This window comes from Azohydromonas lata, assembly GCF_034427735.1.
In the GTDB taxonomy this organism is placed as follows: Bacteria; Pseudomonadota; Gammaproteobacteria; order Burkholderiales; family Burkholderiaceae_C; genus Azohydromonas; species Azohydromonas lata.
Window position 1 is genome coordinate 131,883 of the sequence record NZ_JAXOJX010000002.1, and the last position, 20,527, is coordinate 152,409.

At 70.6% G+C, this 20,527-nt stretch carries 18 protein-coding genes; 10 read left to right on the top strand and 8 right to left on the bottom strand.

What is annotated here, in order from left to right:
• The first annotated feature begins 39 nt into the window (after nucleotides 1-39).
• A complete protein-coding gene (locus tag SM757_RS02700) occupies nucleotides 40-924 on the top strand; it encodes a LysR family transcriptional regulator (RefSeq protein ID WP_322464283.1) in 885 nt (294 codons plus the stop codon).
• Between the two features lie 7 nt (nucleotides 925-931).
• Here the strand turns inward: SM757_RS02700 and SM757_RS02705 are convergent, their stop codons facing one another.
• From SM757_RS02705 to SM757_RS02715, 3 genes are all read right to left on the bottom strand, one after another.
• Nucleotides 932-3,784 (bottom strand): histidine kinase dimerization/phosphoacceptor domain -containing protein, encoded by a 2,853-nt coding sequence (locus SM757_RS02705; protein ID WP_322464284.1) that lies wholly within the window; start codon nucleotides 3,782-3,784, stop codon nucleotides 932-934.
• Nucleotides 3,785-3,882: 98 nt separating this feature from the next.
• Complete coding sequence (locus SM757_RS02710) at nucleotides 3,883-4,755, bottom strand: ATP-binding response regulator (RefSeq protein WP_322464285.1); 873 nt, start codon at nucleotides 4,753-4,755, stop codon at nucleotides 3,883-3,885.
• Nucleotides 4,756-4,949: 194 nt separating this feature from the next.
• Entirely contained in the window at nucleotides 4,950-5,468 is a 519-nt protein-coding gene (locus SM757_RS02715; RefSeq protein WP_322464286.1) for a DUF4142 domain-containing protein, read from the bottom strand.
• A 206-nt stretch (nucleotides 5,469-5,674) separates the two neighbouring features.
• Between SM757_RS02715 and SM757_RS02720 the strand changes: the two genes are divergently transcribed.
• On the top strand, nucleotides 5,675-5,914 hold the full coding sequence (locus SM757_RS02720; protein WP_066331989.1) for a hypothetical protein: 240 nt from the start codon (nucleotides 5,675-5,677) through the stop codon (nucleotides 5,912-5,914).
• Nucleotides 5,915-5,984: 70 nt separating this feature from the next.
• Here the strand turns inward: SM757_RS02720 and SM757_RS02725 are convergent, their stop codons facing one another.
• Both SM757_RS02725 and SM757_RS02730 read right to left on the bottom strand, forming a co-directional pair.
• Entirely contained in the window at nucleotides 5,985-6,539 is a 555-nt protein-coding gene (locus tag SM757_RS02725) for an outer membrane lipoprotein (RefSeq protein ID WP_322464287.1), read from the bottom strand.
• Nucleotides 6,540-6,747: 208 nt separating this feature from the next.
• Nucleotides 6,748-7,305, bottom strand: coding sequence for an HNH endonuclease (locus SM757_RS02730; protein WP_066331983.1), 558 nt, complete (start codon nucleotides 7,303-7,305; stop codon nucleotides 6,748-6,750).
• Between the two features lie 119 nt (nucleotides 7,306-7,424).
• Here SM757_RS02730 and SM757_RS02735 point away from each other — a divergent pair, with 119 nt between their 5' ends.
• Nucleotides 7,425-8,186, top strand: coding sequence for an enoyl-CoA hydratase (locus tag SM757_RS02735; RefSeq protein WP_066331981.1), 762 nt, complete (start codon nucleotides 7,425-7,427; stop codon nucleotides 8,184-8,186).
• Between the two features lie 22 nt (nucleotides 8,187-8,208).
• Here SM757_RS02735 and SM757_RS02740 read toward each other — a convergent pair whose 3' ends face one another.
• Nucleotides 8,209-8,607, bottom strand: a complete 399-nt coding sequence (locus SM757_RS02740; RefSeq protein ID WP_066331979.1) for an acyl-CoA thioesterase — start codon at nucleotides 8,605-8,607, stop codon at nucleotides 8,209-8,211.
• A 37-nt stretch (nucleotides 8,608-8,644) separates the two neighbouring features.
• Here SM757_RS02740 and SM757_RS02745 point away from each other — a divergent pair, with 37 nt between their 5' ends.
• From SM757_RS02745 to SM757_RS02775, 7 genes are all read left to right on the top strand, one after another.
• On the top strand, nucleotides 8,645-10,489 hold the full coding sequence (locus SM757_RS02745) for an ABCB family ABC transporter ATP-binding protein/permease (RefSeq protein ID WP_066331978.1): 1,845 nt from the start codon (nucleotides 8,645-8,647) through the stop codon (nucleotides 10,487-10,489).
• A 55-nt stretch (nucleotides 10,490-10,544) separates the two neighbouring features.
• Nucleotides 10,545-11,441 (top strand): amino acid ABC transporter substrate-binding protein, encoded by an 897-nt coding sequence (locus SM757_RS02750; RefSeq protein WP_066331975.1) that lies wholly within the window; start codon nucleotides 10,545-10,547, stop codon nucleotides 11,439-11,441.
• Nucleotides 11,442-11,570: 129 nt separating this feature from the next.
• On the top strand, nucleotides 11,571-12,311 hold the full coding sequence (locus SM757_RS02755; RefSeq protein ID WP_066331973.1) for an amino acid ABC transporter permease: 741 nt from the start codon (nucleotides 11,571-11,573) through the stop codon (nucleotides 12,309-12,311).
• Nucleotide 12,312: 1 nt separating this feature from the next.
• On the top strand, nucleotides 12,313-12,981 hold the full coding sequence (locus SM757_RS02760) for an amino acid ABC transporter permease (protein WP_322464288.1): 669 nt from the start codon (nucleotides 12,313-12,315) through the stop codon (nucleotides 12,979-12,981).
• Nucleotides 12,982-12,993: 12 nt separating this feature from the next.
• Nucleotides 12,994-13,728 carry an amino acid ABC transporter ATP-binding protein gene (locus SM757_RS02765; protein WP_322464289.1) on the top strand — a complete coding sequence of 245 codons (735 nt, stop codon included), beginning with the start codon at nucleotides 12,994-12,996 and terminating at the stop codon, nucleotides 13,726-13,728.
• Between the two features lie 336 nt (nucleotides 13,729-14,064).
• Nucleotides 14,065-14,493: a hypothetical protein gene (locus SM757_RS02770; protein ID WP_322464290.1), complete on the top strand. Its 429-nt coding sequence runs from the start codon at nucleotides 14,065-14,067 to the stop codon at nucleotides 14,491-14,493.
• A gap of 456 nt (nucleotides 14,494-14,949) precedes the next feature.
• A complete protein-coding gene (locus SM757_RS02775) occupies nucleotides 14,950-17,511 on the top strand; it encodes a chemotaxis protein CheW (protein ID WP_322464291.1) in 2,562 nt (853 codons plus the stop codon).
• 58 nt (nucleotides 17,512-17,569) lie between these two features.
• Here SM757_RS02775 and SM757_RS02780 read toward each other — a convergent pair whose 3' ends face one another.
• Together SM757_RS02780 and SM757_RS02785 are read right to left on the bottom strand one after the other, a co-directional pair.
• Nucleotides 17,570-19,300 (bottom strand): sensor histidine kinase, encoded by a 1,731-nt coding sequence (locus SM757_RS02780; RefSeq protein WP_322464292.1) that lies wholly within the window; start codon nucleotides 19,298-19,300, stop codon nucleotides 17,570-17,572.
• Nucleotides 19,297-20,523 (bottom strand): ABC transporter substrate-binding protein, encoded by a 1,227-nt coding sequence (locus SM757_RS02785; protein WP_322464293.1) that lies wholly within the window; start codon nucleotides 20,521-20,523, stop codon nucleotides 19,297-19,299. Before SM757_RS02785 ends, SM757_RS02780 begins: the two co-directional genes overlap by 4 nt.
• Nucleotides 20,524-20,527 lie beyond the last annotated feature (4 nt).

Genomic DNA, 20,527 nt, shown 5'->3' on the forward strand with positions numbered 1-20,527 from the left:
ATTGCACTGGCGCCTATGGAATTGGCAGCGGAGCATGTGATGACTGCACAAACGCAATACGACCTGGGCGCGGACGACCTCGCCCTGGTGCTAGCCCTGGTGCGCGCGGGCAGCCTCAACGGCGCGGCCGAGCGGCTGAAGGTGGACGCCTCCACCGCCTTCCGCGCCCTGCAGCGGCTGGAGCGCGGCCTGAAGCAGCCGCTCTTTGAGCGATCGCGCACCGGCTGCCTGCCGCTGGACCTGGCCCGCACCCTGGCCGAGCAGGCCGAGGCCGTGGAGACGGCGCTGGAAGCGGCGCGCTCGGCCGCGCAGCAGCCGCCGCAAAGCCTGGCCGGCAGCGTGCGCCTCACCACCACCGACACGCTGCTGCACGGGCTGATCGCACCCGCGCTGCGCGATTTCCAGAAAGGCCACCCGCAGCTCACGTTCGAGCTGCATGCGGGCAACGAGCTGGCCAGCCTCACGCGGCGCGACGCCGACATTGCCGTGCGCGCCACGCGGCGCCCGCCGCCGCACCTGGTCGGCCGCCAGCTCGGCCCGCTGCGCGTGGCGCTCTACACGGCGCGCGATTCGGCCGTGCGTGATTGGGCCGACGTGGAGGCCGGCCGCGCCGCCTGGGTGGCGCCGGACGACGCGCTGCCGGACCACCCCACCGTGCTGTGGCGCCGCCGCCGCTTCCCCAAGGCGGTGCCGGCCTGGCGCGCCAACAGCATCCTCACCGTGATGGAGCTCATTGCCCTGGGCTGCGGCGTGGGCCTGCTGCCCATGTTCCTCGCCCACGGCCGGGCCGACCTGCGCCCCTTGAGCGACGCGCTGGACGAATGCCAGACCGAGCTGTGGCTGCTGGCCCACCCCGAGTCACGCCACCAGCGCCGCGTGTCGGCTGTCTATGCCCACCTTGCGCAGGCGCTGGTGCTGGCGTGACGTCCGTTCAGATCGCCCCGCCTTGCGCCGCATCCCGGCTGATGGGCGCCCGGATGCGGCAGCGTGTGCCCCCGCCGTCCGCGTTCTCGCCGAACTCCACCGTCGCGTCGATCTGGCGCGAGAGCGTCTGCACCAGCCGCATGCCCAGGCCGCGGCTGCGCAACGGCTCGAAACCGGCGGGCAAGCCGGGGCCGTCGTCGCTCACCACCAGGTGCAGGCCCCACTCGCCGTCCGGCGCCAGCTCCACGCCCAACACGCCGCCGTGCCGGTCGAAGGCGTATTTCAAGGCGTTGGTGATCAGCTCCGTCACGATCAGGCCCAGCGGGATGGCGGTGCCCACGGGCAGCTTCAGCGGCTGCAGTTGATACACCACCTTCACCGAGCGCTCGCCGCCAAAGCTCTGCAGCAGTTGGCTGCCCAGGCTGCGCAGGTAGTCGGCGAAGTCCAGCGAGGACAGCGTGCTTTGCTGGTACAGCCGCTGGTGCACCAGCGCCATGGCGCGCACGCGGCTTTCCGTCTCGCTGAAGGCGGCCTGGATGGCCGGATCCGAAAGCTGGCGGCGCTGCAACTGCAGCAGGCTGCTGACCACCTGCAGGTTGTTCTTCACCCGGTGGTGCACCTCCTGCAGCAGCACCTCCTTCTCGGCCAGCGAGGTCTTCACCGCCTCCTCGTCGTGGCGGCGCTCGGTCACGTCCACCACCACGCCGGTGATGCGCCCGCGCTCGCCCGCGGCATTGAAGCTTTGCTGCGAGCGCTCCAGCAGCCAGCGCCAGGTGCCGTCGGCGGACTGGATGCGGTACTCGGCGCGGTAGGAGGGCTGCTGCGGGCTCAACTCCGCCAGGGCCGCCTGCAGCGCGGCGCGGTCCTGCGGGTGCACGCGCTTGAGGTAGGCCTTCAACAGGTGCTGCTCCTCGGCCGTCAGGCCCAGCGCGCTTTGCAGGCTGCCTATGCGCAGCACCACGCCGGACACCGGGTCCAGCTCGAAGGCGTCCATGCCGCCGGCGTCCAGCGCCAGCCGCAAGCGCTCCTCGCTCATGCGCAGCGCCTGCTCGGCGCGCTTGCGCTCGGTGATGTCCATCACCGTGCCGACGTGGATCTCGCGGCCGCCCGGGTCCTGCGCGCGGTGTGCGTCCAGCAGCGCCTCGAAGGTGCTGCCGTCGCGCCGCCGCGCGGTGAAGTCCATGCGGCAACTGCCCTGGCCGTGCACCTGGCGCCCAACGCGCCGGCTCAGCGACGGGTCGGCGCAGTGCGCGGAAACGGACGTGCCGATCACGTCCTGCGGGCTGTCGTAGCCGGCCATGCGCGCATAGGCCTCGTTGACGAAAGTGAAGCGCCCGTCCAGGCCCACGATGCTGAAGCCGGTGAGCGAGTGCTCTATGGCGCCGACCAGCAACTGCACCTCGGCCGTGCGCTCGGCCACGCGGCGTTCCAGCTCGTGCAACTGCATGCGCACCGCGATGCCCGCCAGCACCGACTGCGCGATGCGCTCCAGCGTCGCGCGGTCCTGCGTGCTCCAGCGGCGCGGGCGGTGGTCCATGGCGCAGAAGCTGCCCAGCACCTGCCCGTCCGGCGTGGCCAGCGGCACGCCCAGGTAGGCCACCACGCCGAGGTCCTTCACCGCGCCGCTGTCGCGCAGCAGCGGGTCCGTGCGCGCGTCCGACACCTCCAGCGCCTGCCCCGAGGTCACCACGTGCTGGCACAAGGAGTGCGACAGCGGCGTCTGCCGCGCGCTGGCCAGGGGTTCGCCCAGGCCGCATTGGCTCTTGAAGAACTGGCGCTCGGCGTCCACCAGGCAGATCAGGCTCACCGGCACCTGCAGCGACTGCGCGGCCAGCCTCGTGAAACGGTCGAAGCTGTGCTCAGGCGCGGAGTCCATCAGCCCCGTGCGGCGCAGCGCTTGCAGCCGCTGCGGATCGTCCAGCGCCGAGCCGGGCGCCTGGCCCGCCGGCCGCGCCGCCGCGGGCTGGGTGCTGATCCACTGCCACAGCGCGTCGTTGAGCTCGGCCAGGTGGTCGGCCTGCGCCTGCAGCGCCTCGTTGGCCGCGTACAGCGAGGACTGCGTCTGCTGCAGCCGCGCCATGGCTTGCGATTCGGCGCTGCGTGCGCGGGCCAGCCGGTCCACGTTGGCGCGCAACTGGCGCAGCTTGCGCTGCAGCGCCCGCCCGGCCAGCGCCATGAGCGTGAGGGACAGCAGGCTGCCCAGCAGCGTCACGGCGGTGTTGAGATCGGTGCTGCGCTGCGCCGCGCGCTCGTACAGGGCGAGCTGGCGCAGCTCCTCGGCGTCGAGCTCGGCCAGCAGCAGGTCGATGTCGTCGGCCTGCGTGCGCCGCGGGCCGGCGGCAATGCGCCGCCGTGCCGCCTCCAGCCCGTCGCGCTCGGCCGTGTCCAGCGCGTCCGAGACGTAGCGCAGGTAGCCGTTGAGCAGCGGGCCGAGCTGCCGCAGCCGCTGCTGCTGCGCCTCGTTGCCGGCCGTCAGGCGCTGCAGCCGCTGCAACTGCTCAGGCAGCCGTTCGCGCGCGGTGCGGTAGGGGTCCAGCCAGTCGTCCTGGCCGCTGATGGCGTAGCCGCGCACGGCGCGGGAGAGGTCCTTCAGGTCGGAGCTGAACGCGGCCAGCTCCAGGCGCACGTCCAGCGTGTGGCGGCGCAGCTCGGAGGCATCGGCCGCGCGCCGCTGCGTCCACAGCGCCACCGCCGCCACGGCCAGCAGCAGCAGCAGCGCCGCCAGCACGGCGCGCGGCAGGGGCAGCCGCAGCGAGCGCGGCAGCCGCGCGGCGGGGGCGTCCGGCGGCCCGTCGCCCGGTGGCGGGCCGTCCGGCCGCGGGAGGGCGCTGCGGGGGGCGCCGGATTGCGAGGCGCTCATGAGGGGCGCTTTCCGGCACCGCCGCCGGGGAAGAATTCGAAAACTTCAGCCGCCCTCAGGCGTTCAGGCCTGGAGGCCGGAGACCGCACTCCCGGCATTCACGTGGCCCGTGCTCTGGGCGGCAGGTCTTGCGGCTCGGCGGCCGGCTTATCGGCGGCGTTGGCCGCGGGCGGGCGGTGCTGCCCGGCGGCGTCCAGCCCCTCGCGCGACAGGCGCTCGGTGGCGTCGCGCAGCACCAGCACCGCGCCCATGCGCAGGCCGAACTCGCCTTCCACCGGCGAGGCCGACTCGTCCACCACCACCATGGTGCGCGCGCTGTTGCGCCGCAGCAGCCGCCGGCCGTGGGTCACGCCCACGCTGCGGTTCTCGGCCAGAGCCTTCAGCACCGCGGGCGGATCGTCGTCGCCGCTGGCGTAGCGCACCACGTCCTCCAGGCGGCGGCCCACGGCCTCCTCGGCGCTCCAGCCGGTGAGGGCCTCGGCCGCGGGGTTGATGAAGCGCAGCGTCGTGTCGGGGTTGACCACCAGCACGCCGTCCTGCACGCCGCGCAGCGTGGCGGCGAACCAGCGCTCCGATTCGCGCAACTGCCGCTCCAGCGTCGCGCGCGACAGCGCCATCTCGATGGCCGCGCGCAGCGCACGGCCCTCGAAGGGCTTGGTGAGAAAGCCGCAGGGAGAGGTGCGCGCGGCCTGGGCGACGGTCTCTTCGTCGCTGTGGGAGGTGAGAAACACCACGGGCAGCCCGCTCACGCGCCCAAGGCGGGCGGCGGTCTCTATGCCGTCGATGGGACCCTGGATGCGGATGTCCATCAGCACCAGGTCCGGCCGCTCCTGCGCCGCCAGCGCCAGCGCCTGGGGGCCGCTCTCCGCAGGGCCGAGCACGCGGTAGCCCATGTCCTCCAGTTGCAGTTGAAGGTCCAGGGCGATCACCGCCTCGTCTTCAACAATCAGGATTGAACACGGCGTTTCCATGACTTCTTCCCCCCACTTCGTTTGATGCTTTTCGCGCACTCAGCATTTTCCATGATATGGAAACCACTGCTAATGGGGGTTGTGCTGATGCAGCCGCTGTAGTGGGCGCAACAGGCCCGGGGCGTTGGCCAGGCGCTCCCGGGCGGCTCCCGGTGTGCGCTGCGAGCAGGCCCCGGGAAGCTCGCGTCAGGTGCTTACTTGCCCAGCGAAGCGCGCAAGTCGCGCGACATCTTCAGGTGCTGCTCCAGCGCGGGCACGGTCTTGGCGGCGAAAGCCTTGACGTCCGGGTCCTTGGCGCCGGAGGCGGCCTTCTGGAACATCTTGAGCGTGTCCTCGTGCGCCTTGACGCCCATGGTGTCGGCGTACTGGCGGTCGAACTTCGCGCCGTCCAGGGCGCCCATCGCCTTGGCCTTGCTCTTTTGCACCACCGAGGGCTCGGTGGGGAGCTTGACGTTCTTGCTGGAGGCCAGCGCGGCGAGCTCGTCGTTGGTCTTGGTGTGGTCCTGCTCCATCTGCGCGGCGAAGGACTTCACCTTCTCGTTGCCGCTCTTGCTCTGCGCGAGCTTGGCGGCCTCGACCTCGGCGTGCCCGTTCTGGGCCGCCTGCTCCATGAAGTTGCGGTCACTGCGCACCATGCCGTTGGCCGCGTCTGCAAGGCCGGTGAAGAGGGCCATGGAACAGCCGAGCACGACGGTGGACATCAAACGCTTCATGTGGGGGCTCCTGTTGTGGAAGAGGTCCGCCGCGGGGTGGGCGGCATGCACCGTGCGGGCAAGCGTCACGCCCGCGCAAGGCTCGGCGTGCTCAGGGCTTTCCCCGCTGCTGGGCACCGCGCTTGCCGAGCCGACAATGGCCCGGCGCCGTGCGGCTGGGCGCCGTGAGACCTGGAAATCAGACGCAAAAAACCTCGGGAGAATCCATGCAGAAACCGGCGAAGTTCCTGGTGCTGATCGACTCCGGCGGCGCCATGGTGGCGCGGCTCTTCGACGAGCAGCGCGTGCAGGTGGCGGAGTTCGACGCCACCAGCGAGGAGGTGGCGGTGATGACCAGCGGCCTGGTGCCGGGCCAGGGTGCCCACGGCGCCGACTGGGACAAGCCGCTTCTGGGCCACAACCCCCAGGAGCGCCGCGAGGCGCAGGTTTACACGTTGGACGTGTAGCGGCCGCAGGAGAAAGTGCCTGCGGGGTGGGCCGCGGCGTGGCGCGGCCCTGCGCCTCCCGGCGGCGTTTTCAGTACGCCGGGCGGCCGTTGGGCGAATAGACGGGCGCGCCGGGCTGGGCGGGCTGCGGCGCCAGCGCGGGAGCGGGCGTGTAGTAGCCGGCGCCGCCGGGGTTGCGCACCACGCGGGTCTTGCCGCCGGTGGTGACCAGCACCACGCGCTCGCCGGGCACGAAGTTCTCGTTGCCCTTGGCCTGGACGATGGCGCGGCGCTCGCCGCTGGGCAGTTGCACCAGCACCTCCACGGCGTTCTCGCGCGTGGAGGCGCGCTCGATGGCGTTGCCCGCCAGCGCGCCGGCCACGGCACCCACGAGGCCGATGGCCACCGACTCGCGGCCGCTGCTGCGCGTGGAGCCGGCGATGCCGCCCAGCACGCCGCCGGTGGCGGCCCCCGCGCCGCTTTGGCTGCCCTCGACCACCACGTCGCGCACGTTGAGCACGGTGGCGTCCTGGATCTGCGACAGGCGCTGCGCGTCGCCGCGCTGTATGACGTCGGGGCTGGTGGTGCTGCAGGCGGCCAGCGCGGCGGCCAGCGCCAGGGCGGCCAGAGTCTTGATGCGGTTCATGTGATGTGTTCCCTTGCAGGTGGCAGCGCAACGCTTGCCGGCAGCGTCGCGTTGACGGCTAGGGTACCGGCCTTGGCGCGGCGTAGGCCGGACGCTGAAAACGGGGCGCAGCCCAAACGGACGGGGCGAAGGTTAGCGCGGGTGCATTGCTGCAACGTAAAGCCGCAGCGCCGTGCGCCAGGAGATCGCGCCGCGTCGAGCGTGAAGCTCAGCCGTGCAGCCGGCTGGAACGCGGCACGCTGGCGAGCAGAAACTCCATCTGGTCGGCCAGGATGCGGCGCCCGCGCAGGATCATGTCCTCGTGCAGGCTGGGCACGTAGGGCAAGTACAGCAGGCTCATGCGGGCCTCCTCCGGCAGCCGGTTGCCCTTGCGGCCGTTGCACGAGCGGCAGGCGGTGACGCAGTTGAGCCAGGTGTCGGCGCCGCCGCGCGAGGTGGGCACCACGTGCTCGCGCGTGAGCTCGTCGGCGGGGAGGTGGTGGCCGCAGTAGGCGCAGAAGTAGCGGTCGCGCGCAAAGAGCTTGGAGTTGCTCAGCGCCGGCGTCTGCCGCCAGGCGCGGCTGGGAATGGCGCCGCGCACGGCGATGATGGAATGCACCTCGATGCGCGAGATGCGGCCGGTGGCGCGCTGCACGCCCCCGCGCAGCACCGCGCAGGGGTCGCCCAAAGTCCACGCGACGCCGTCGGTGGCGTAGATCACGGCCGCCTCGCGGGCGGTGATCCAAGCTTGCGGTCGTCCGGACACGTCGAGTTGCAGCACGTCCACGTCAGTTCTCCCTCGTCAAGCGTAATCCATTGCGCATGGACGCATCAACAGGGGGTGCAAAGGCCTTGACACTGCTATCGTGAGCCGCCTTCGGACTTTCGGCTTCAAGAGCCTGATTCATGAGCATCCGTACCGCCAACGTCGACGGCGTCGCCACGCTGGAGATCGCCCGCCCCGAGAAGAAGAATGCGCTGACCGCGCAGATGTACGCCGACATGGCCGCGGCGCTGCGCGCCGCGCAGGCCGACGCGGCCGTGCGCGCGGTGCTGGTGGCGGGGCAGCCCGGCATCTTCACCTCCGGCAACGACCTGGAGGACTTCATGAAGTACCCGCCCGGCGCCGAGGACGCGCCGGTATTTGCCTTCATGGAAGCGGTGCTGGCGCTGGAAAAGCCGCTGGTGGCCGCCGTCACGGGCGCGGCCATCGGCATAGGCTGCACGCTGCTACTGCACTGTGACCTGGTGGTGGTGTCCGACGAGGCGCGGCTGGCGCTGCCCTTCGTCAACCTGGGGCTGGTGCCGGAGTTTGGCTCCAGCCTGCTGCTGGCACAGCGCCTGGGCCATGCCCGCGCGGCCGAGAAGCTGCTGCTGGGCGATGCCTTCACGGGCGCCGAGGCCGTGGAGCTGGGCCTGGCCAACGCGGTGATGCCGCCTTCGGAAGTGCTGCCGCATGCGCGGCGGCTGGCCGCGCGCTTTACGCAGCTGCCGCCGGCTGCGGTGCGCGCGACCAAGGCCTTGATGCGCGCGCCGCTGCTGCCGGCGCTGCGCCAGGCGCTGCAGGAGGAGCGCGAGGTGTTCGTCCAGCGCCTGCGCAGCCCCGAAGCCATGGAGGCCTTCCAGGCCTTTTTCGAGAAGCGCCGGCCGGACTTTTCGAAGTTCTAAGAGCGCTTGAGGCTGCCGGTGCTCAAACCGGCGGCAGCGGCCGCGGGCGGCCCTGCTCGTCCACGGCCACGTAGGTCAGCACCGCCTCGGTGACCTTGAGCACCCGCTTGGCGTCATGCAGCGGCTGGGAATACACGGCCACGTCCACCGTCATGGAGCTGCGGCCCAAGTGGATGATCTCGGCATAAAAGCTCAGCAGGTCGCCCACGCGCACGGGCTGCTTGAACACGAACTCCTTGACGGCGATGGTGGCGATGCGTCCCTGGGCGCGCCGCGCGGGCAGCACCGCCCCGGCCAGATCGACCTGCGCCATCACCCAGCCGCCGAAGACGTCGCCGCTGGCGTTGACGTCGGACGGCATGGGGATGACGCGCAGGACCAGCTCCTTGTCGGTGGGCAGGGTGGCAGGGGATTCGGACATGGGCATGATGGCAAGGGTTGTCACTGATCCCTACATCATGCGCGCCCTGGCCCGCTCTAGCGCCGTCGACTCCTCTTCCGACCCCGCCGCCCGCCGCTCCGACTGGAGCACCCTGCGCAAGCTGCTGCCCTACCTGTGGCACTACCGCTGGCGCGTGGGCGCGGCGCTGGCCTTCATGGTCGGGGCCAAGGTGGCCAACGTGGGCGTGCCGCTGCTGCTCAAGCAGCTGGTGGACGCGCTCTCCATCCAGCCCGGCAGCGCCGCATCCATGCTGGTGGTCCCGGTTGGACTGCTGGTGGCCTACGCGGCGCTGCGCCTGTCCACCAGCGTGTTCACCGAGCTGCGCGAGCTCATCTTCGCCCGCGCCACCGAGGGCACGGCGCGGCGCATCTCGCTGCAGGTGTTCCGCCACCTGCATGCCTTGAGCCTGCGCTTTCACCTGGAGCGCCAGACCGGCGGCATGACGCGCGACATCGAGCGCGGCACGCGCGCCGTGCACTCGCTCATCTCCTACTCGCTCTACAGCATCCTGCCCACCATCATCGAAGTCGGCCTGGTGCTCACGCTGCTGGCGGTGAAGTTCGACACCGGCTTCGCCTGGATCACGCTGGCCGCGCTCGTGTGCTACGTCGCCTTCACCATCTCCGTGACCGAGTGGCGCACCCAGTACCGCCGCGAGATGAACCAGCTCGACTCGCAGGCCCACACCAAGGCCATCGACTCGCTGCTCAACTTCGAGACGGTCAAGTACTTCAACAACGAGGAGTTCGAGGCCAGTCGCTACGACCGCAGCCTCGAAGCACTGCGCAAGGCGGCCCTCAAGAGCCAGCGCACGCTGTCGCTACTCAACAGCGGGCAGCAGCTCGTCATCGCCGTGGCGCTGGTGGCCATGCTCTGGCGCGCCACGCAGGGCGTGGTGGACGGGCGCATGACGTTGGGCGACCTGGTGATGATCAACGCCTTCATGATCCAGCTCTACATCCCGCTGAACTTCCTGGGCGTGCTCTACCGCGAGATCAAGCAGTCGCTCACCGACCTGGACCGGATGTTCCACCTGCTGGAGACGCACCGCGAAGTGGCCGACGCGCCGGCCGCCCAAGCGCTGCGCGTGAGCGAAGGTTGCGTGCGCTTCGAGGACGTGAGCTTTGCCTACGAGGCGGCGCGGCCCATCCTCAAGGGCCTGAGCTTCGAGATCCCGGCGGGCAAGACGGTGGCGGTGGTTGGGCCGTCCGGGGCGGGCAAGTCCACGCTGGCGCGGCTGCTCTACCGCTTCTACGACGTCAGTGGCGGGCGCATCGCCATAGACGGGCAAGACATCCGCGAGGTCACGCAGGCGAGCCTGCGCCAATCGATAGGCATCGTTCCGCAGGACACGGTGCTCTTCAACGACACCGTGGAATACAACATCGCCTACGGCCGCCCCGGCGCCAGCCGCCAGGAGGTGGAAGCCGCGGCCCGCGCCGCGCGCATCCACGACTTCATCGCCTCCACGCCCAAGGGCTACGACACCATGGTGGGCGAGCGGGGCCTCAAACTCTCGGGCGGCGAGAAGCAGCGCGTGGCCATCGCCCGCACGCTGCTCAAGAACCCGCCCATCCTCATCTTCGACGAGGCGACCTCCGCCCTGGACTCGGCCAACGAGCGCGCCATTCAGGCCGAGCTCAAGAGCGCCGCGCAGGGCAAGACGGCGCTGGTGATCGCGCACCGGCTCTCCACGGTGGTGGATGCGCACCGCATCCTGGTCATGGAGCAGGGGCGCATCGTCGAGCAGGGCACGCATGCCGAGCTGCTGGCGCTGCAGGGGCGCTACGCGCGCATGTGGTTGTTGCAGCAAAGCGGCGGGGAAGCCGCAATCGACGCGCCGGCGGGCCGAGTGGCCTGAAGCCGTGCCTAGAATGCTTTCACTCCCATTACTACTTCTTGATCAAGGAGCCCGCATGAAGAAGATCCTGCTCGTCGCCACCATCCTGGCGGCAGCCGGTGCAGCGCAAGCCCAGTCCGACACCCTCAAAAAGGCCAAGGACACGGGCACCATCACCTTGGGCGTGCGCGAGTCGTCCGGCGTGCTGTCCTACACCCTGGGTGGCTCCAAGTACGTGGGCTACCACGTGGCCATCTGCGAAAAGGCCGTCGAAAGCGTCGAGAAGGCCATCGGCAAGCGCCTGGAGATCAAGTACCAGCCCGTGACCTCGCAAAACCGCATCCCGCTGGTGCAAAACGGCACCGTGGACCTGGAGTGCGGTTCCACCACCAACAACCTCGCGCGCCAGAAGGACGTGGCCTTCGCCAACACCACCTTCGTCGAGACCGTGCGCCTGGCCGTCAAGGCCAACTCCGGCATCAACTCGGTGGCCGACCTCAAGGGCAAGACCGTGGCCACCACCACCGGCACAACCTCCGTGCAAACCCTTAGGCGCCACAAGCGTGCCGAGGGCATGGAGTTCAAGGAAGTCTTCGGCAAGGACCACGCCGACAGCTTCCTGCTCGTGGACACCGGCCGCGCCGACGCCTTCGTCATGGACTCCAGCCTGCTCGCCGGCCTGATCGCCCGCAGCAAGAACCCCGCGGACTTCAAGATCGTGGGCGAGCCGCTGTCGGTGGAGCCCATCGCCATCATGATGCGCAAGGACGACGAGGGCCTGCGCAAGATCGTCAACCAGACGATCGCCGACATGGCCAAGTCCGGCGAGATCAACAAGCTCTACGACAAGTGGTTCATGCAGCCCACGCCGCCCACCGGCGCCGTGGTCAAGCTGCCCATGAGCGACCTGCTCAAGGAGGCGCTGAAGAAGCCCAACGACCAGCCGGCCGAGGAATACGCCAAGAAGCTGTAATTCCATGGCCGCCGGCCACGGCTTGACCGTGACGCCCGGACCCTGAGCCGCGGCGCGGGTGACGCACAGCAGCGTTGCCCGCGCCTTTTTCATGCGCGCCGCGCAGGCGCCGAAGAAGGAGAAGAACGCATGGCATGGGATTGGCAGGTGTTCTGCCGCGACACCATAGAGGGCGAGGCCGTGCCGAGCTGCTTCGGCAGCGACGGCAACATCACCTACCTCGACTGGATGCTCTCGGCCTGGGGCTGGACGCTCTCGGTGGCGCTGCTGGCGCTGGTGGTGGCGCTGGTGGTGGGCTCGCTCGTCGGCATCCTGCGCACCACGCCCAGCCGCGCGCTGGTGCTGCTGGGCAACGCGTGGACGGAGCTGTTTCGCAACATTCCGCTGCTGGTGCAGATCTTCCTCTGGTACCACGTGGTGCCGGCGCTGCTGCCGCCGTTGCGCGCCTTCCCGAGCTTCGTCCTGGTGGTGTTCGCGCTGGGCTTCTTCACCTCGGCGCGCGTGTCCGAGCAGGTGAGGGCGGGCATACAGGCGCTGCCGCGCGGGCAGCGCTACGCGGGGCTGGCGCTGGGCCTGACGCTGGCGCAGACCTACCGCTACGTGCTGCTGCCCATGGCGTTTCGCATCGTCATCCCGCCGCTGACCAGCGAGAGCATGAACATCATCAAGAACTCGGCCGTGGCCTTTGCGGTCTCGATCGCCGAGCTGACCATGTTCGCCATGCAGGCGCAGGAGGAGACCTCGCGCGGCGTGGAGATCTACCTGGCGGTGACGGCGCTCTACTTCGTCTCGGCGCTGCTGGTCAACCGCATCGCCATCTTCATCGAGCGCCGGCTGCACATCCCGGGCACGCAGGCGGGAGCGCGCTGACATGCTCAACCTCGACTTCTCCTTCCTGAGCTGGGACGTCATCACCGGCTTCGTCGCCAAGGGCTTCCTGTTCTCGCTGCAGCTCACGGTGGTGGCCATGGTCGGCGGCATCCTGCTGGGCACGCTGCTGGCGATGATGCGGCTCTCCAGCCACAAGTGGCTGCAGATCCCGGCGCAGCTCTACGTGGACACGCTGCGCTCCATACCGCTGGTGATGGTCATCCTGTGGTTCTTCCTGCTCATCCCGCTGCTCACGGGACGCCCGCTGGGCGCGGAGCTCTCGGCCACCATCACCTTCACGGTGTTCGAGGCCGCGTACTACTCCGAGATCATGCGCGCGGGCATACAGAGCGTGCCCAAGGGCCAGGTCTACGCGGGCTACGCCATGGGCATGAGCTACCGCCAGACCATGCAGCTCGTGGTCCTGCCGCAAGCCTTTCGCAACATGCTGCCGGTGCTGCTCACGCAGACCATCATCCTGTTCCAGGACACCTCGCTGGTCTACGCCATCGGCGCCTACGACCTGCTCAAGGGTTTAGAGGTCGCCGGCAAGAACTTCAACCGGCCCGTCGAGACCTACCTGGTCGCCGCGGTCGTCTACTTCGTGATCTGCTTCAGCCTGTCCATGCTCGTGCGGCGGCTGCAGAAGAAGATCGCCATCATCCGTTGAGGGGGCAACCTCATGATAGACATCAAGAACGTTAGCAAGTGGTACGGCAGCTTCCAGGTGCTCACCGACTGCACCACCAGCATCCAAAAGGGCGAGGTCGTGGTCGTCTGCGGCCCGTCGGGCTCCGGCAAGTCCACGCTCATCAAGACCGTCAACGCGCTGGAGCCCGTCCAGAAGGGTGACATCGTCGTCAACGGCGTGAGCATCGCCGACCCGAAAACTGACCTGCCCAAGCTGCGCAGCCACGTGGGCATGGTGTTCCAGCACTTCGAGCTGTTTCCCCACCTGTCGGTGACGGAGAACCTCACGCTGGCGCAGATCAAGGTGCTGGGCCGCAACAAGGACGACGCCCTCAAGCGCGGCCTGAAGATGCTGGACCGCGTGGGCCTGATGGCGCACAAGGACAAGTTCCCCGGCCAGCTCTCCGGCGGCCAGCAGCAGCGCGTGGCCATCGCCCGCGCGCTGTCGATGGACCCCATCGTCATGCTGTTCGACGAGCCCACCTCCGCGCTGGACCCGGAGATGGTGGGCGAGGTGCTGGACGTGATGGTGCAGCTCGCCAACGAGGGCATGACCATGATGTGCGTGACGCACGAGATGGGCTTCGCCCGCAAGGTCAGCCACCGCGTGATCTTCATGGACCAGGGCCGCATCATCGAGGACTGCGCCAAGCAGGAGTTCTTCGGCAACCCCGACGCGCGCTCGCCGCGGGCCAAGGAATTCCTCTCCAAGATCCTGCAGCACTGAGGGACGAGGGCGGTGGCCTCGTGCCCAAGGCCGCCGCCCAGGCCGCCCTCCCAGCCGCAAGCGTGCAAACCCGCAGCGCACCCCGACTTGGGAGGATTTGACCGGCTCGGCCGGGCGCAAGCTCCCATGGAGCCCATGCCCCGCATGTGAGGGAATCAATCCCGTGCCGAGCAGTTCGCCCGCCGCCGCCACGCCGCGTGGCGGCCCCCGAGGGCAACGGCGCCAGACCCTGACGCCGGGACGTCGCTCGACGAACCTTCATGACCTGCCATCGCCGACCGCCGGCCCGGCCCATCACGGCCAGTGAAGTCCTTCAGCCACGAAGGAGGAAACGCCATGCAGCAGCGCCCGCAGCAGTCCTGGTCCTTGTTCGAGAGCGACGCCACGCAGCCGCCGGACCCGCAGCAGCCGCCGGCCACGCCCTGGGGCGCCCACTTCGTGCGCACCAACGCCCAAGTGGTGGCCGAGTTGCCCATGGTCACCAGCGTCAGCCTGGCCAACCTGTGCGAGGTGCACAGCCATGAGGTGCTGCGCACCGCGGGCTTGGTCTCGCACAGCGTGCGCTTCATGGACGGGGGGCATTTGCGTTTTGCCTACAACGCCTGCGGCGAGCTGGTGGAGCTGCACTGCCGCGGCGTGAGCGTGGCCATGACGCCGGACGGCTGCGTCATGGCCGGCATGCCGGGCTCGCCCCCGCTGCAGGAATTCGCCGAGCGCACTGCGCTGGTCGCGCCCATGGCCGGCTCAGGCGGCTGCCCCCACTGAAACCCGGCGCGGCCTGCGGGCTTCGCGCCGCACCGCCGTCACACCCAAAACATCGTCCGGGTCAAGGGCGTTTGTCCCAGGGCTGTCGGGGTCAACCGCCAGCGCCGCGGACCGTTGGCTGGTCTGACTGGACCCGGGAGGGAGCACAGGCGCGCCGCCCGCCTGCTGCCCTGGGGAAGCGCCACAGGCGCGCCACGGGCCGCCGCGCATGTCCCCACATGCGAGGCGGCCCGTGGCGACGACCTTCCTCGGAGCCACGCCGGTTCCCCCATGCCCTCCAGCGTTGCCGCGCTCCTTGCTTCGCTCGCGTGCGCCAATGCCCCAGCGTCGTGCTCGGTCAAGACCCTTAGTGGTGCATCTGTAAGTAAATGCACCCATGATGCGGCTCCTGTGCCTATGGCACGCACGTTGCGAACCGTAAGACTGTTGTTCATGTTTTACGGGACGCGCCAAGTGATGAATTTCGAAGAATGCCTGCCGCACATGCGCGACGTCGTGAGCTGCGAAGCGTCGTTGCGCGACATCAGCCTGATGTGGCGCCTGATTGAAGCCACGGCGCGCATGACGTGCCCGGACGGCACGCAGGGCCTGCTGTCCATGCTGGCAGCCACGCGCCAGGGGTTCGAGTCGCTGGAGCGCGATCTCATTGCCAGCTTCGCACGGCAAAAGGTGGCCAACCTGATGGTGGAGGTGGGCACGCCCGCGCGGCACACCATTGACGCGCTGGTGCGCAACCTCTACGAGCGCACGGCCGACGTGGGCTTCCTGGCCACCGACCAGGTGCTGCGCGAGTTCCTGGCCGGCACGGGGGAGAGGGACGCCGAGGGCGTGACGGGGCGGCTGCGCGCCTATCGCGCCAAGTACACCGTCTACGACGCCATTGCGCTGCTGGACACCGAGGGCCGCGTGAGGGCCGCCGCGGGCAGCGCCGAGGGCTTCACGCACGGTGACCACGATCTGGTGGCGCGCACGCTGCAGGCCGAGGGCTACGTGGAGAGCTTCGGCCCCTCCAAGCTGCAGCCGGGCATGCAGCCGGCGCTGGTGTATTCGCAGCGCGTGCTGCACCCCAGCAGCGGGCAGCCCGCGGGCGTGCTGTGCCTGGTGTTCGGCTTCGCCACGGAGATGGCGGGTATCTTCGCCTCGCGCCACACGCGCAACGGGCGCGCCAACCTGGTGGTGCTCGACGGCGAGGATCGCATCATCGCCAGCGCCGAGCCGGCCTGGATGCCCATCGGCCTGCAGGTGCCGGTGAGCGCGGGCGAGGAGGTGTCGCTGCGCACCTGGAGCGGGCGCAAGTACCTGGTGCAGACCTTTGCCGCCGAGGGCTACCAGGGCTACGCCGGCCCGCCGGGCTGGAAGGCGCAGACCATGGTGCCGCTGGACCTGGCCTTCGACACCGCGCGCGCGGGCGTGCTCGACGGGCTGGAGGAGGCCGTGGTGGACGGGCTGCTGAGCCACTCGGCGGGCTTTTGCCCGCCGCTGCACGACATCATCGTGGCCGCCGACGCCGTGCGCCGCGTGGTCTGGAACGGGCAGGTGATGGCCCCGGCGCAGCAGCGCGACGAGCGTGCGCTGCGCACGGTGCTGGAGCAGATCACCGACAACGGCTCGCGCAGCGACGCGCTGTTCTCGCGCTCCATACGCGAGCTGGCCGACACGGCACTGGCCGCGCGGCTGAGCTCGGCGCGCTTCACTGCGCAGTGGCTGGTGGAGCTGCTGGACCGCAACCTGTACGAGCGCGCCAACGACTGCCGCTGGTGGGCGCTGGCGCCTGAGCTGGCCGCCGCGCTGGCCGCGGGCAGCGAGCGTGCGCGCGCCGACGAGGCCACGCGCGTGCTGCGCCACATCAACGGGCTCTACACCGTCTACACGCGGCTGGTGGTGTACGACCGCAGCGGCCGCATCATCGCCTCCAGCCACTCGATGGACGCGCACGGCGGCGGCGTGGTGGGCAGCCGCATCGAGCCCGACACCCTCTCGGCCGTGCTGTCGCTGCCGGACCAGCAGCACTACCACGTCACCCCGCTGCGCCCAAGCGCGCTCTACGGCGGTCAGCCCACCTGGGTCTACCACGCCGCCATACGCGCGCCGCGGGGCGGCGAGGCGCTCGGCGGCATAGGCATCGTGTTCGACACCGCGCCGCAGCTCGAAGCCATGCTGCGCGGCGCGCTGGCCGGGCAGGGCGACGAGCAGGCCGCCTTTGTGGACCGCGAGGGCCGCGTGCTGTGCGCCAGCGACGCGGCGCTGGCCGTGGGCGGGCGCTTCGACGGGCTGCCGCCGGACATGCTCAAGCTCCCGCGCGGCCAGGGCGCCGCGCGCATCGTGGTGCGCGACGGCCAGTACATGGTGCTGGGCGTGAGCGCCTCGCCCGGCTACCGCGAGTTCAAGCTGTGCGACGGCTACGACGACCAGGTGCTGGCCGTGACGCTGCAGTCCCTGGGCCCGGTGCGCGAGGGCCGTGCCGCCGCGCGCCGGCCGCAGATGCTCACCACCTCGCGCCGCCAGGGCAGCGCGCCGGGGCAGGAGTTCGCCACTTTCTGCTTGGGCGAGGAGCTGTTCGCCGTGCGCGCGGACCAGGTGGTGGAGGCGCAGCCTTCGTCGCAGGTGCATCGCCTGCCCTCGGTGGGCAGCTCGCACCGCGTGGGCATGCTGGCGCTGCGCCGCGACGGGCTGGTGACGCGCCACGTGTCGGTGTTCGACCTCGATGCGCTCCTGGGGGGGCCGGGCACCACGCTGTCCGCCGGCGGCCAGGTGGTGGTGCTGCGCGGCGAGAACTTCGAGCTGGGCCTGCTGGTGTCGGACCTGCACGGCGTCTGGAGCTTCACGGCCGAGCAGTCGCAGCACGCACCCTGGACGGGCGACATGCTGCCGCCGCTGGTGACGCAACTGCTCACGGCCGACGAGGGCCGCCAGCTCATCCAGGTGCTGGACGTGCAGCGCCTGCGGGAATGGCTCAGCGGCCGCGCGGCCGCCGCGCGCCGCCTGACGCTGGAGGCGGTGGACTTGATGGTGGAGTGAGGCTGCGGGCCGCCGCCGGGGCGAGTGTCCAAACGCCCACCGGCCGCGGCCCTCGCCCTCACGTCTCGGCCCGCTCCGGCTGCGCTGCGCACTTGGGCAGCCTGACGGTGAAGCGGCTGCCCTCGCCGGGGCGGCTTTCCACCCGCAGGCTGCCTTGCATGGCTTCCACCAGGCTGCGCGTGAGCGCTAGGCCTATGCCCGTGCCCTCCACGCGGCTGCGCTCGCGCCCAAGGCGGTTGAAGGGTTGAAAGAGCTGCGCGAGCTGCGCCTCGTCCATGCCCAGGCCGTTGTCCTCCACCAGCAGGTCCACGTCCTCGCCGGCGGCCAGCACCCGCAGCCGCGCCTGGCCGCCGGGGCGGTTGTACTTGATGGCGTTGGACAGCAGGTTCTGCACCACTTGGCGCAGCCGCGTGGCGTCGGCGCGCACGCAGGTGGATGGGGGCAGGGTGTCCACCTGCACGGCCACCTCGTGCCGCTGCGCCAGCGTGCCCAGGTCGCGCGCCGCGGCGGCCAGCACCTCGGCCACGTCCACCGGACCCAGCTGCAGCTCCAGGGCGCCGCTCTCTATGCGCGAGATGTCCAGCAGGTCGTTGACCAGCGCCAGCAGGTGCTGCCCGGCGCTGGCGATGTAGTGCAGCCACTCGCGCTGGCGCGCATCCAGCTCGGTGCGGTGCGAGAGCAGGTCCGTGAAGCCCAGGATGGCGTTGAGCGGCGTGCGCAGCTCGTGGCTCACGCGGGTCATGAAAAGGGACTTCTGGCGGCTGGCCGCCTCCGACAGCGCCTGTGCCGCGCGCGCCTGCTCGGCCTCCATCTGGCTGCGGTGCGCCTGCTCCAGCTCGTCGAGCATGGCGTTGATGCGCTGGTTGAGCGCGTCTATCTCGCTGGTGCGCGCGCGCGGCAGCCGCACGCTGCGGTCGGCCCAGCGGTCGCTTTGCATGCGCCCGGCGCACTCCACCAGCGTGTCCAGGTCGCGCGTGAGCCGCCGCGCGAAAAAGCGGCCCGCCACTGCCGCCAGCAGCAGCGCCATGGCCAGCATGGCCAGCACCAGGGCCAGCGTCCCGTCGTGCGCGGGCGGCGCCTCCTGCGCGCCGGCCTTGAGCCGCACCTGCAGGCCAAGCGGGGCGAACTGCGCGTGCGCCGGAATGGGCACGGCGGGCCGCGCGGCATCGGCCGCCCCGGCCTGCGCGCTGACGAGCTCGTAGCGTCCATCCGGCACCAGCTCGGCCAGGCGCATGCGGGCCAGCAGCGCGCCCTCGGCTTGCGCGGTGCGGGCGTAGCGCACCAGGGTGATGAAGGCCAGCTCGGCCTGCCCGCTGCTGCCGAACAGCGACGCGGCGGCCTGGCTGCGCGGCACCGCCTCGGCCAGCCAGCGCAGCTGCGCCGTGTCGAAGCGGGCGCCGCGGCTGGCGGCGATGGGGTGACCCTCGAAGTCCGCGAACAGCACGGTCACCGGCATGCCGCCCACCTGGCCGAGTTGCTGCAGGTAGGGCAGCAGGTAAAGCTCCTTGCCGGCACTGTCCACCAGCGCGGTGGCGATGAGGCTGCTGGCCGCGGCCTGCTGCATGCGCTCGCGCACGGCGTCCAGCCGGTCGGCCACGCGCCGCGCCTGCTCCGACAGCAGCTGCATGGCGATGGCCTGCTGCCCGCGCTGCTGCTGGCGGTACAGCAGCCAGCCTGCGCCGGCGCCCAGCAGCAGCACCGTCGCCAGCGCCACCAGCACCGACGCCAGCGTGATGCGCGTGGCCAGCCGGGTGCGCGTGGCCGCCGGTGTGCGTGCGCGGCCCGTCACGACGGCTTGCGCGCCGCGTCCACCGGCACCAGCGCGCCGTCGGCGGCGCGGTAGCGCGCCAGCAGCAGGTCGCTCTGGTCCAGCGCCTCGTGGCGCATGGGGGTGAAGGGTTGCGGGTAGCGCTTGATCAGGCCGTCGTAGTCGCGCACCTGCTCCAGCGCGTCGCGCACGCGCGGGCGCTCGGCGCTGCCGGCGCGCTCCACGGCCAGCGCCAGGATGTGCATGAGGTCGTACGCATGGGCCACGCCCACGGGCGCGGCGATCTGCTCGGGGCGCTCGATGCCGTAGCGCGGCCGCGCCGCAGCCACGAAGCGCCGCCACGCCGCGGGGCGGGCGCGGAAGAAGCTGAAGGTCTGGATGACGTTGAAGTCCACCTCCCACAGCGCCGGCCCGGCTTGGCCGACGAAGTCGCCGCCGGAGACGCCCCAGTGGCTGAAGAGGGGCACGCGCTGCGCCGCGGGCAGGGCGGCCATCTCGCGCACCAGCACGGCGGCCTCGTCGTCGTTGGCCACCAGCACGATGGCCTGCGCGCCGGCCTCCAGCAGCGCGCGGTAGGGCTCCAGGAGCGAGGTGTCGCGAAAGTTGTACCAGGCCGTGCCCACGACGCGCGGCGTGGCGTGGGCAGCGCTCCAGGCCCGCGCCGCGGCGTGGTTGCTGCGGCCCCAGCCGGTGTTGGTCAGCAGCAGCCCAACGCTGTGGAGGCCGCGCGCGGCGCAGCTTTGCAGCAGCCGCGGCATGGCCAGGCTGTCGCGCAGCGACAGCCGGAACACGTAGTTGGGCCGCATGCCGTTGTCCACGATGGCGTCGGCCGAAGACCAGGGCGCCATGAGCAGGGTGCGGCTCTCGCGTATGAGGTCCATCTCCTCCAGCACCACGGGGCTGAAGCGCCCGGCGAAGACGGCCAGCAGCCCCGGCATGGCGGCGAACTCGCGCAAATTCCTGATGCCGCGCGCGGCGATGGAGCCGTGGTCGCGCGTGACCAGTTCGAAGCGCCGCCCGCCCAACACGCCGCCGCGGCGCTCTATCTCGTCGAGCGCGCAGCGGATGCCCATTTCCACCGCCTGCGCCGAGCGGCTGTTTTGCAGGCTGAACTCGCCGTCCATGCCGATGAGGATGGGCGCGGCGCTGTGCTGGCCGGGGGCGGGGTGCGCCAGGCCCGGCCAGGTACCGGACACGGATACGGCGGCCAAGCTTTGGACGATGCGACGACGACGGGGCTGCATGACT